The organism is Bacteroidota bacterium, assembly GCA_017303905.1.
In the GTDB taxonomy this organism is placed as follows: Bacteria; Bacteroidota; Bacteroidia; order B-17B0; family Aurantibacillaceae; genus JAHEYG01.
Genome location: JAFLBH010000001.1, coordinates 1,596,950 through 1,610,760, shown reverse-complemented (window position 1 = coordinate 1,610,760; position 13,811 = coordinate 1,596,950). Strand labels below are relative to the sequence as shown.

The window sequence follows — 13,811 nt, the reverse complement described above, 5'->3', positions numbered from 1 at the left end:
ATGCGCAACATTTCCTCACTTTTCATATTTATTTTTTTTCTGGCCTGTACACCGGTTTGCGTAGCGCAATACAACAGTGATTTCATGAACTATGAACACACCGGAAAAAGCGTATCCATTAATGCAGAATATGAAGCAGGCTCAAATGGCATACAAAATGCCATGGTGAACAAATTAATTTTTGGTGGCTTCATTGACCAAACCATGAAAGATGCCGCCTTAAATAAAATGCGTGGCTACAATCAAATGGGATTAAACTTGAACTATGACGTGAATGCTTTCTTCGGAAGAAAAAAGAATTATGCTTTCCTGATTGGAATAAAAAATCAAGAGATTCTAAATGCAACTTATACAAAAGATTTTTACCAACTCATGTTTTATGGTAATAAACCATTTCTCGACAAAACCGCCAACTTCACCGGCACTAATATCAATGCCTTAAGATTTCAGGAAATTAAATTCGGAGTGATGATGCATAAAGTAGACACTACCGCTAAAATTGGTGTTTCAGTTTCTTTCGTAAAAGGTGAGCAATTATTTTACATCCGCGCAAGAAATAATTCATCACTTTACACCAATGCCGACGGCACTGAATTAATCTTCCAATCAAATTTCAACATGGCCGTTAGCGATACGGGAAAAAAGAAAAATTTGTGGTCGTTTAACGGGATTGGTGCAAGTGCCGATATCTTTTTTGAAACACCTTACAAAAGCAAAATCGGCACACATAGTATTTTAACTGTTAACGCTAATAATATCGGATTTATCCATTGGTCGGAAAACAGTTTACAGTATAGCAGTGATTCGGTTATAAAGTTCGACGGTTATAAAGTAAATAATATTTTGGATTTGAAAGATTCAACACTTAATCAGATTAACACCGACAGTATTTTGCGTGAGGTTACGAATGCAAGAAAAGAATCATTCAATACAAACATTCCGACCAATTTAATTTTAATGAATAAAATATTTTTCAAGAAAGGTTATGCTGTGGCGGCCGGGTTCCGATACATGTTTCATTCTAATTACAAGCCTTACGTTTTCTTAGAACCGGAATATACAATCAAAAACAAATTAACTGTTACCGTGCACATAGGTTATGGAGGCTATACCCGTTTAAACACCGGACTTGCTCTCACTTATAATACAAAAGGCTGGTTTGTACGTTTAGGCAGTAATAGTTTGCAAGGGTATATTTTACCGAAGCAAACATTCGGACAAGGAGTTTATTTAAGCATTGCTAAAAAATTCAATTAAGATGAAGAAGGTTATAGCAGCATTTCTATTTCTTTTAAGCTTCGTGTTGAATGCACAAGCACCGAAGAAGTTTTATACACGTTTTGGCGGTTATGGTCATGATATTGGATACGGTGTCGTGCAAACTTTAAACGGACAATACGCTGTAACAGGCTCTACCAGCAGTTTTGGCAATGGAAATACGGATGTTTATTTGGCTTTAGTTGACAGCATGGGTTGGGTACGTTGGGAAAAATCCTACGGTGGATTTAACAATGATATTGGTCGTTCTATTATTCAATTAAAAGATTCAGGGTTTGTAATTGCAGGTTATACTAATTCATTTGGAAGCGGAGGTTATGATGTTTTTGCCGTAAGAACCGATAAAAACGGAAACCTTATTTGGCAAAAAGCATTTGGCGGGTTTGATTGGGATTTTGGTTATTGCGTGAAAGAAAGTAATGGTGGCGACAGTTTAATCATTTGCGGCAACACCTATAGTTTTGGTTATGGCAAATCAGACGGTTATATTATCAAAACAGATATCAACGGAAATTTTCAATGGCAAAAAACATATGGCGGAGCTGAAGATGACGAATTCAAATCATTTACACTAACCTATAACAACCAATATGCATTTGCAGGTACGACCAAAAGCATGGGTGATACAAAAGGCGATTGCTGGTTAATGAAAACGAATTTAGGAGGGGATTCTATATTGGGGGTTAAGCGTGGAGACAGTAAAATTCAGTTTTTAACCGACATAGTAGAGGCCAATAATTTCGATTTAGTTATGTCAGGGGCAAATGATATAGATGGCCGTGACACAACTTACGGTTACTTATTGTCGTTGGATAACAACGGTGGTTTTAAATATGAAAACACTTTTCCACGTTCAGAAAAATACAATGACTTTCAATTAACAACATTAACGAAAGGCTACGGAGGAAATAATTTTATTTATGTGTACAAAACATATGAAGCACCAATCAATTCGAAAATTGAGCCTTTATTTATGGATGTAAATGGAATGTGGCCCAGCATCTTTAATACGTATGGAAGTTTAGATAACGATAACATAGTTGACATATCTAATACAAAAGGAAAGGGATATATTGCTGTTGGCTCTACGAATGGATTCGGATCTCAATTAACTGATGTTTTCCTAGTAAAACTTGACTCTACGTTAGTTGGATCTCAAAAAATTGTAGGAATTAAGGAAAACAACGTAGAAACTTTGTCAGTAGAAGTATATCCAACCGTAACTAAGGATTTTGTATACGTAAATAATTCCACCAAATTAAATTCACTTGATATTTCAGTCATTTCAATAACAGGAAGTTTAATATATACTGTTCGACAAGATGAAAAATCTTATCGTTTAGACTTAACACAAGTGCCGGATGGTTTATATTTCGTACAAATTTCAAGCCCTAATCAACAAAGAACTTTCAAAGTGATTAAATCAAATTAATTGGTTTTATAAAGAATGAGTTTGCAGATAACAAAACAAAGACCTTACCTTGTATTATTTGCATTACTCCTGATATTCATTGCTTATTTCTATTCTCCAGTCTTTTTTCACCCAAACACTTACATTTTAAATGACAAAGGTGATGCCATTAAAAATTATTTTTGTTACGAATGGCATGTGCACCATGACTCGACATACTTAAATTACTCTGGCAGTAACTATCCTTATGGAGAAGATCATAGCTTTACAGATGGAAATCCATTACTTAGTAATTTCATTCGGCTTTTCTCTTTCTTAAAACCATTTTCAATTGCCATTTTTAACCTAACCTTAATTGGCTCCTTCTTATTATGTGGATGGCTCTTATTACGGATTTTTCTTTTATTAAATAATTCGGAGTACTTCTCAGTTATAGCGGCACTTGGTATAACAATATTATGTCCTCAATCCTTAAGACTGGCCGGTCACCTTGCCTTATCTTATAATTTTACTATTCCCTTAGTCATTTATCTTCTTTTAAAACATGAGATTCATGACAAAAAAACTAATTCTACAATTCTGCTATCGTTAGTAATTACACTTATTTTCTTCATACACCCATACCTTGGCATGATCAATGCGTCATTTATTCTAGTGTATTGGCTTATGAAAACTATAGTTTCATTTTCAAAAAACAATCTTATCAATTTTGCAATCCAAGGTATTACTCCGCTTTTATTCTATTTTGTATTTATTCAAATAACGGATACTAAAACTGACAGGCCACAAAATCCATATGGATTTTTGTATTTCACTTCAAACATTGAAACCGTTTTTATTTCTATATTCCCTCCTTTCCGTCATTTCTTATCTCAAATATACAAGATAAGAGGTCAAAACTGGGAAGGCGTCGCCTATGTTGGAGTAACTTCCATAATCGCATTATTCTTTATGATTTATTACTTTATTAGAAACAAATCAAAATGCATTAGTGTTTTAAAACAGCATAAGCAATTACGTCCTTTTTTATTACTGTTCATTTCAACAATTCCATTGCTTTTATTTTCAATGGGTATTCCATTTAAATGGGGTTTAGAATCTTTGTTGGATACATTCCCACTTATAAAGCAATTTAGAGCTCCCGGTCGTTTTGCCTGGCCATTTTTCTTTATGACAACCATTTTAAGCTCAATTATAATTTCAAGGCTATTCTTTGCAAGAATCAACAAAAATCTCAGATATATATTTTCAAGTCTGATTCTACTTTTATTCATTGCCGATGGAATTCCTTTTCACCATTCAATGAAAGGCTATCTTAACACAAAAAACCCATTTAATAAGACTGAGATTAATGAGGACATAAAAAAACTAATTTCTTCCATTCCAAAAAACGCACAGGCAATCCTGCCCCTACCATTCTTTCATTACGGTAGTGATTATTACTCCTTCGACGGTACTGAAAAAATTAAAAGAATGGCGGCTATTGTAAGCTTTCACACGAAACTACCACTCATGGCAAATTTCACGCCGCGAACATCATTTGTTGAAACAATTAATTTAGTTCATTTATTTGCAGATGATAAAATAGAAAAGTCTATTTTAAACGATTTGAATCAGTCAAAACCAATTACTGTATTATTTAGCAAAGAAGCTTTGTTAACCGAAGAACAAAATTTATTGAACAAATGCAAAATAATTTACGAAGGTAAAGACTATACAATTGCAGAAATCTCAGCTAATCGTCTAATAAATAATTCCAAGAAGCTTGAATTAGATTATTTTTTAAATAATAAATCAAAATTAATTCCGAATAATGGTCTATTTACTACTGACAGTTCTTTAGTTCTGTTTGATGACTTCAATAGAACTAAAAACAAAAGTTATGAAGGGATTTTAAATCAATCGAATATTTTAATAGAATTTTTACCAAACCCGTTACAAAACGGAAAAGAATATGAAATAAGCTTTTTATACAAGCCCGAGCATTTTGATGCTATGAATAATGTATTGAAAATAAAGACCCCCTCCAAAACAGGCGACAGTCTAACAACAATAACTTCTCGGAATTTAAATACAATGCCCAACTATGTTAATGGTATGGTGCTTGCCAGATTAACGTTTACGATCCAAGACTCAAATTTAAAACATATCATTATAATAGAAGGACTTAAGAAAAGTAAACCGCACATCTTCTCAATTGATAATTTGCTAATTAGGCAAGTAAACAACAATGTTTACAGAATATCAGGCGAACGCTCCGATAAGATCAACCTTAATAACTTTGACTTAAATTAGGGTTATTAACCGTCCCAATCTTAGTAAGTTTTACCCTTTTAGACGATTATTTGTCTAAAATATTGGTTATTTTAGACTGACTAAAACACCTCTAACCTGAACATCCCTCTCCATATGAAATACAAAGTATTAGTAGCTTTTTCTTTATTGGTAAGTTTTTCGTTTGCACAAATTACCAACACGCGTAAATGGCGTAAAACCGAAAGCGATTCGATGCAATATGCTCTTATCATGTATGATGAGAAAGAATATTTAGCGGCATTACCTATCTATGAAAAATTGTATTATGCGCATCCGGATGAAATCTTCTTAAAGTTCGTTTACGGACGTTGTTGCCTTTACCGCAGCGATAAACATGAAGAAGCCCTTAAATTAATCGGAGAGGTATACGCCAAAAACAAAAAAGCTGAAAACATTGAGTTTGATTTGGCTCGTGCATACCATTTAAATTACAAATTTGATGAAGCTATTACCATGGCGAATCAATACATCGCTAATAAACGTGCCATTCCTGAAGATAAAGAAGCCTCCAAACAAGTAATACGTTACTCTGAAAACGGAAAAATTCTTTATGCTAATCCTACTAATGCAAAAATCACACACGCAGGTAATATTTTAAACAGCGAAAACGAAGAGTACGTACCTGTAGTTTCTGCCGACGAATCAATTATGATTTTTACTTATGTTGGTAAAGAAAGTACCGGAGGTCGTCAAAATAAACTTATGCAGCCTTTTGAATATGGCGATTATTACGAAGATGTTTTTCAGTCGAAAAAAGTAAATGGAGAATGGACCAAACCAACGCCCATTACTAACATAAACACCAACACACACGATGCTGCTATTGCGATTAGTCCTGATGGCCAGAAATTATTTGTTTATCGCGATAATGGTGATGATCATGGCGATATCTACATCAGTTATTTAAAAGATACGACCTGGAGTGTACCGGTGAAATTAATTGGTGAAATTAACTCATTTGCATGGGAAGGAAGTTGCTCTTTAACATCCGACGGAAAAACACTCTATTTCTCAAGTGAAAGAAGTGGTGGAAAAGGCGGTCGCGATATTTACCGAGCACGTTTATTACCTGATAGTACCTGGGGAAAAGTAGAGAACTTAGGTGACTCTATAAATACGGCGCTTGACGATGACGCTCCTTTCATTCACCCTGATGGCGTTACTTTATATTACAGCTCGAAAGGAAAAAACAGCATGGGTGGCTACGATATTTTTGAAGCGAAAATGAAGGATTCAACCTTTAATGTAACGCCTCGTAATTTAGGTTACCCAATCAATACCACCGATGATGACATTTATTACGTTTTATCGGCAAGTGGAAAAACAGGTTACTATGCAAGTGGTAAAAAAGGCGGAGCCGGCTTAAAAGATTTGTATTTCGTAGATCCGGGTACTACCGAAAAGGCACCTGTTGTTTACTTAGTAAAAGGTAATATCACTTTCAACAAAGTTCCGGCAGAAGGCGACATTAAAGTTGAAATAACCTCCAATAACAACGAGGTGTATAACAAACTTAAATCTAATACTGCAACCGGAAATTATGTAACCACATTTCCGGCCGGTGCAAAATATAAGATTACCTACACCTATCAAAACTATTATCCGCGCACTTTAGAAATTGATGCGAGCGCGATTACTGAATACACTGAAAAAATATTTGATATTGATTTTAGCGTTCCGCCTGATACAGCGAAACCGGTTAAGAAAGATTCTTTATTAGCTGATAACTTCACTCCTAAAACTCCTGCTCAAACCAAAGCTAAAACTTTTGCAGGTCGATATGGTGACATTGAAGCAAAAGGATTAATTTTCAGAGTACAGATTGCAGCCTATAAAAAACCTCGTAACTATCGTTACAGTCACTTAAAAGGTTTAGGGAAGGTTGAGAAGCTTTTATTAAATGACGGAATTACTCGTATGACTATTGGTGGTAATTTCAAAACATTAAATAGCGCGTATGAGCATATGAAAAAAGTAATTGATGCCGGACAAAAAGACGCATTCGTTACTGCATTATACAATGGTAAACGTGTTTACCTCGATCAATTAGTGAGAATGGGAATCTTTAAGGATTAAGAAATTAATCCTTAAGATTTTTTTAATAATTCCGTTGAAAGATTTTTCATTCCCTCCGTTGCGGTTTTCTTGATGTGCTTCAAGTTAATGACGTAATCCAAATTAAAATCACCCGGATCAATTAACCACTTTTGAGCGCTTGGCTTTACGTAATTTAAAATACCGGCTGCCGGATATACGTTTAAAGAAGTTCCAATAACAACAAATAAATCTGCTTCTGCAGCGATACCAATTGCATTATCCATCTCAGGCACCATTTCTCCAAACCATACAATATGAGGTCTTAACTGAGAGCCTCGTTCACACATCTCTCCTATTTTGATTTCCCATTTATCAATGGGATAAACTAAATCAGGATACATGGAGCTTCTTACTTTCATAATTTCTCCATGTAAATGCAGTACTTTTTTACTGCCGGCTCTTTCGTGTAAATCGTCGATGTTTTGTGTTATTATACTAATATCATATATCGACTCAAGCTCTGCAATTAACTTATGCGCGTCGTTAGGTTGCGCTTCCATTACTTGCTTTCTTCTTAAATTATAGAATTCCGTAACCAAGGCCGGATTAGCAGCCCAAGCTTCAGGAGTTGCCACATCTTCAATACGGAATTCTTCCCATAAACCTCCGGTGTCCCTGAAAGTTTTGAGTCCGCTTTCGGCGCTTACGCCTGCACCACTAAATATGACAAGCTTTTTCTTCAAATTATAAATTCGTTTTTACAAAGTTCAGCATCTTATTAAATAAATGCAGACGCGTATTACCTCCGTAAATGCCGTGGTTTTTATTCGGATATGTCATGAATTCGAACGGAATGTTATGCATCACTAATGCTTTTGCCATTTCCATACTGTTTTGATAATGCACATTGTCATCCGCACTTCCGTGAATTAATAAAAATTTACCTTTAATCTGCTTCACGAAATTAACCGGTGAATTGTCTTCATAGCCACTTTTATTGTCTGCAGGCTTACGCAAGAATCGCTCTGTATAAATGTTATCGTAGTACTTCCAGTTTGTAACCGGTGCTACTGCAATCGCTGCTTTAAAATAATCAGCGCCTTTACTAATCAATAAAGATGCCATGTACCCGCCGTAACTCCATCCTTGGAATCCGATACGTGTTTTATCTACATAAGGCAAAGTACCCAAATATTTCGCTGCTTCAATTTGATCGATCGTTTCTAATTTCCCTAATTGTAAATACGTGCAGTGCTTAAATTGACTCCCGCGTCCTAAAGTTCCTCGGCCATCAACACAAACAACCATATATCCTTCTTGTGCGAGTAACTGATGCCACCAATATTCAAACGACTCCCACGAATTGTTACATTCATTTGAACCCGGACCATTATACGCGAACATGTAAACAGGGTATTTTTTATTCGGATCAAAATTATGCGGCTTAATCATAAATCCGTTCAATTCTACATTTTCAGACGTTTTGAAAGTAAAAAATGTTTTTGGTGACACAGTGTAAGACTTAATTTTCTCTTTCAGCTTTGCATTATCCTCTAAAACTTTAATCAATTTACCATCGGCACTGTGTAATTCGTAAATCGTTGGTGTATTGGCATTGCTATAACTGCTTACATAATATTTAAATCCATTCGTAAAATCAGCATCGGTAAATCCTTCAGCGGTAGATAACATTTTTTTACCGGTTCCATTTAATTTTACGCTAAATAAATCGCGATTGATAGCGCCACGTTCTGTAGAAGTATAAAACAAAGTTTTAGTTTTAGCATCGTAACCTTTAAAATCAATCACATCCCAATTTCCCTTAGTGATTTGATTGATCAACTTTCCTTCGTTCGAATAATAATACAAATGATTGAATTCATCCATCTCGCTACACCAAATAAATCCGCTGTTATCCGGCAAGAATGTAAGATAATCCGTAATATCTATATATGTTTTTGCTTCTTCGGTTAAAATAACTTTTGAACTTCCGTCTTTTGCATTCGCGTACAATAATTCGATTTTATTCTGCAAACGATTCATGCGTTGAATACACAATGAAGCGTCGTTGTTAGTCCAGGTAATGCGCGGAATGTAAATGTCCTTTTCCGAACCAATATCGGCGGTAATGGTGTTGCCCGACTTCACATCATACACATGAACGGAGACAATGGAATTATCTTCGCCGGCTTTGGGATATTTAAATGTTGTTTTATCAGGATAGAGCGCACCATTGTACATATCCATACTGTATTCCTTCACATTTGTTTCATTAAACTTTACGTAGGCCAAATAGGTTCCGTTGCTGCTCCACTCAAAATAATTCGCCTTTGAAAATTCTTCCTCATATACCCAATCTGCCCAACCATTTTTAATCTTATTGTATTCTCCGTCGGTAGTTACTTTCGTTTCCTCTAAAGTTTCGAGATTTTTAATGAATAAATTGTTGTCGCGCACAAATGCCACCTTCTTGCAATCCGGAGAAAACGTTGGAAACATTTGCTTACCACCGCTACTTAATTCAATTACCTTTTTATTCTTGATATCATAAATAAAATTAGCTGCTTTAGAAGAACGACGGTAAATGTGTTCTGATTCGTTAGTTAAAATAATTTTGGATTCATCCGGACTAAAACTATATCCACCCAATGAAATTGCCTTACCATTAAACTTAACATCATCGCCCTTTACTAAGACGCCAATTTTTTTGCCGGATTTAATTTCATACTTAACCAAATCATAGATTTCACCGGCTTGTTCCAAATCCGTGTAATGCACCCCATCATTCATAGCGTTATAACCATCGGGTGATGCCGGCATAAATGAATATTTTAACCAGATATCTTCAACTGTGATTTTATTTTGCGCGGCAAGCGTTGCGGCAAAAAGAACGAATAAAACAAGTAACTTTTTCATGCGTATTTATGATTTAAAAAATGTCCTTACTTTTTTGACAGGTTTATAGCTTGTGAATTTAAGCATTTAACTGATTTTACTCAATTAAACCTCGTATTCAATAAGTTTTTAATAAATATCTAAATTATTTTTTTAGATTAGCCTTGTAAATACCCCCAAATTATGCAAAAATATAAAGCTTTAATTATCGACGACGAAGAGAACAGCCGTAGTAACACTATTAATATGCTTAAGAATTACTGTCCTGAGATTGAGGTAGTAGGTGAAGCCGGCAGCGGGCCTGAGGGAAAAGTGAAAATTCAGGATTTGAAACCTCACGTTGTGTTTCTTGATATCAATATGCCGGGAATGAATGGTTTTCAAATGTTGGAGGGTATTTATAACCGCGATTTTTGTGTGGTATTTTTAACCGCTTATAGCGAGCATGGCATCAATGCGGTAAAAGCAGGAGCCATTGATTATTTAATGAAACCCCTCATGTTAAGTGAACTTCAGGGAGCCATTAAAAAAGTAGTGCAGCATTATGAAACCAAAGGTGCGCCGGTGGCAAAAGCAGAAACCGATAAAAATCTTGTATTAATTAACCATAGTAAAGGCTTTAACTTAATTGATTTTAAAGATATTATTTGGTTGGAAGCAAATGATAATTACACCACACTGTATTTAAATACCGGTAAAAAAATTGTAGCGTCAAAAACACTTAAAGAGTTTGAAGCTATTTTACCAACTACCGATTTTTTCCGTTCGCATCGTTCTACTCTTATCAACGTGAGTTACATTAAGGAGTATTCTAACAGCGAAGGCGGCGAAGTAATTTTGAGCGACGGCACGCACGTACAAATTTCAAAAGCGCGTGTGCAAGACTTTGCTGAATTCATTAAAAACCGCTCTGTTTCTCCTAAATAAATTGTATCTTTAAACTTATGCCCTTGGGCTTTTTGTGGTAAGTATCAGAACATATTTGCTGGCTATTTTATTTATTTTTTGCGTAACAGTCCATGCGCAACAAAAAGCCTTTAACTTTCAGCAATATGGTCCGGAAGACGGATTAAGCAGTAATAATATTTGGGCAGCAAAACAAGGACCGGACGGTCTTATTTATGTGGCTACACAAAATGGAGTTTATACATACGACGGCTACGAATTCTTAAAACTTAAAGCGAAAAACTTAAAATCGAATTATATTCGGAATATAAATTTCGATTTAAAAGATTTATATGTTGTAAACCGTGAAGAAGGGATTTTCAGTTACAATAAATCAAACGGCAGTGCAAAAAAAGAACAGGCTTTTAATTTCAGCAATAAAGTTGATGAATTAATTATTGCCGGCGATTTTGCCTATAGTTTAACAGATGAAATTGAAGTGTGCGCCGTTAATTTAAAAACCGGTGAAGTATTTAAAGACGATTTAAAGGGATTTACCAATCAGGCCTTCTGCATTTTTAAAAGTCAGGAAGGTAGAGTTTACATTGGAAGAAGTGCCGGACTTTATTGGTTTAATGGTGAGAAGCAGGAGAAAGTAAAAGAACTTGGTAACACGGCTGTTTACTCGATTTGCGCCGATAACAACGGGAATCTTGCCTTAGGAAGTACCAATAAAATTTTAGTCATCAATAAAAATTACAAAGTCGAAAAATCATACTACCCTAAATTCAAAGCCGCCAAAACTTTTTTTATCAATGGAGAGAAAGCGATTAATAAACTCTTAATCGATAAATACAATCGCATTTGGTTCTCTACTCCAACTGATAACAGCTTATTCCTTTACGAAAACAATCTCACCTATGATGTTTTTGAGATATTAAATATTTCACCAACTATCATTAATCATTTGGGGAAAGACAAGAATGAAAATATTTGGTTAAGTACTTTTAATGACGGTATTTACTTTATACAAAATCCCTTTCTTAATAATTTTTCGTTTGTTCTAGACAACAAAACGCTTGCGGTAAACGAAGCGGCCTTTACAAATAATTTAATTTTTGCCGCTACTGCAAACGGACTTTACGCCTTTAACCTTGCTGATTACTCTACAAAAACGCTTTCAAACCCTGATGCGGTTTTTGGTGAACCTATTTACAACATCAGCCATATCGGTAATAATTATTATTACTCTAAATCCTTTGGTTTTAATAATAATACTTCGCTTTATGTGTCAGGAAAGAACACATTTAAATTTAAACCGTTCAGTTCAAAATTTGTGTTGATGTTGAATGAAAAAGAAGCATTAACCGCCGAATCGGGAACCATTTACAAAATCAACATTGCGAACAATTCAGTAATTGATACGGTAGTTTCATATCCGGATTATCGTATTAAAATAAATTCTATTCTAGTTAAGGACGAGAAGGTATTCATTGGTACTTCGAACGGACTTACCATTGCCAATTTAAATGGCGGTAAATCTTATCAAGATACGTTATTCAGTTTTTCCATTCACCATATTTCATTGATTGACGGTAAAGTGTTTTTAGCGCATGAAGGAGGATTAAGTGTATATGACACTAAGAAAACGTACTCTCAATTAGGAGAAATTAAATTAACCTCAGTTAAACGTATAAAAGTTTACAGGAACAGCATTTGGCTGGCAACATTAAACGGATTATTTATTTGTGATCAGCAATTAAATCCTATAACGGAATATAATAAATCCTGTGGCTTATTATCCAACACCATCAATGATGTCACCTTTGAAGGAGATATGGCTTGCATTTCAACCGACAAAGGAATTTCCATTGCTAAAATTGAAGATCTAATCGCCAGAAAAAACAAACCGGATGCAATAAGCCTGGTTTCCTATGAAATTGATCAACAAGCTTATTATTCTGTTCCACAGAAATTATTTCTCAAAGCCGAGCAGAATAATTTAGCCATTTATTTTTCGAGTCCGGTTTTTAATAAGCCAAACAAACAATACTTTAAATACACCGATGAGACGGGAAAAGAAACGTTTTTAGAAAACAAACAAATACAAATCAACTCCATCAAAGGAGGTAAACACACTTATAAAATAACGGCTTCTCTGGATAAAATTAATTGGAGCGACCCGGTTGTTATTGAAATAGAGAAAGAAATCAGCTTTGGAGAAACTGCCTGGTTATATATTACAATAACCGTTGCCGCACTTTTACTGATTAGTATTGGCAGTTATTTCTGGGTGAAACGTGTAAAGAAAAAGGCCATCAAACGTTTGGGTGAAGAGCAGCAAATTAATTTATTAAAACATCAGGCTATGAACGCCTTGCTAAGTCCGCATTTTATATTCAATTCACTTACATCCATTCAAAACTATATTAATACAAATAATAGCTTAATGGCCAGTGAATATCTGGCAAAGTTTTCACGCTTAATCAGAATGATTATTGAAAAAGCTGCGCAAAGTCAGATTAGTTTGAAGGATGAAATTGTACGTTTAAATTATTATCTCGACTTGGAGAAAGAACGTTTTAAAAACAAATTTGATTTTATCATTGAGGTAGATCCGGACATCAATACCGATGAAATAAAAATCCCGAATATGATTATTCAACCCCATGCCGAAAACTCCATAATTCATGGCATTTTACCTAAGCATGAGCATGGTACCTTATGGATTCGATTTAAAAAACTTGGCACGGATTTGGTTATAACGATTGAAGATGACGGTATCGGATTAATAAAGGCTAAAGAACATGCAAAAAGCAGCCATAAATCTTTAGGTACCTCTACCATTTCAAGCATTTTAGAATTGAACTCGAAATTGTATAATAAAAAACAAAGTGTAGTAATGAAAGATAAGAGTGAAATTAACCCTTCACACCACGGCACGGTAATTACTATCACTTTAGAAATTTAATAAACTGAGAAAAGCACT

At 34.8% G+C, this 13,811-nt stretch carries 8 protein-coding genes; 6 read left to right on the top strand and 2 right to left on the bottom strand.

The window, feature by feature from the left end; translation table 11 throughout:
* From J0L69_06815 to J0L69_06800, 4 genes are all read left to right on the top strand, one after another.
* Entirely contained in the window at positions 1–1,257 is a 1,257-nt protein-coding gene (locus tag J0L69_06815) for a hypothetical protein (protein MBN8692890.1), read from the top strand.
* 1 nt (position 1,258) lies between these two features.
* A complete protein-coding gene (locus J0L69_06810; GenBank protein ID MBN8692889.1) occupies positions 1,259–2,710 on the top strand; it encodes a T9SS type A sorting domain-containing protein in 1,452 nt (483 codons plus the stop codon).
* 15 nt (positions 2,711–2,725) lie between these two features.
* On the top strand, positions 2,726–4,984 hold the full coding sequence (locus J0L69_06805; GenBank protein MBN8692888.1) for a hypothetical protein: 2,259 nt from the start codon (positions 2,726–2,728) through the stop codon (positions 4,982–4,984).
* A 114-nt stretch (positions 4,985–5,098) separates the two neighbouring features.
* Positions 5,099–7,081 carry a PD40 domain-containing protein gene (locus J0L69_06800; GenBank protein ID MBN8692887.1) on the top strand — a complete coding sequence of 661 codons (1,983 nt, stop codon included), beginning with the start codon at positions 5,099–5,101 and terminating at the stop codon, positions 7,079–7,081.
* Between the two features lie 11 nt (positions 7,082–7,092).
* Here J0L69_06800 and J0L69_06795 read toward each other — a convergent pair whose 3' ends face one another.
* Both J0L69_06795 and J0L69_06790 read right to left on the bottom strand, forming a co-directional pair.
* On the bottom strand, positions 7,093–7,785 hold the full coding sequence (locus tag J0L69_06795) for an NAD-dependent deacylase (protein MBN8692886.1): 693 nt from the start codon (positions 7,783–7,785) through the stop codon (positions 7,093–7,095).
* A gap of 1 nt (position 7,786) precedes the next feature.
* The gene (locus J0L69_06790; protein ID MBN8692885.1) at positions 7,787–9,958 is read right to left on the bottom strand and encodes a S9 family peptidase; all 2,172 of its coding nucleotides are present in this window, start codon (positions 9,956–9,958) and stop codon (positions 7,787–7,789) included.
* Between the two features lie 162 nt (positions 9,959–10,120).
* On the opposite strand from J0L69_06790, the gene J0L69_06785 reads away from it, so the two are divergent.
* Both J0L69_06785 and J0L69_06780 read left to right on the top strand, forming a co-directional pair.
* Positions 10,121–10,864, top strand: a complete 744-nt coding sequence (locus tag J0L69_06785; GenBank protein MBN8692884.1) for a response regulator transcription factor — start codon at positions 10,121–10,123, stop codon at positions 10,862–10,864.
* Positions 10,865–10,898: 34 nt separating this feature from the next.
* Entirely contained in the window at positions 10,899–13,793 is a 2,895-nt protein-coding gene (locus tag J0L69_06780) for a histidine kinase (GenBank protein ID MBN8692883.1), read from the top strand.
* Positions 13,794–13,811: the final 18 nt, after the last annotated feature.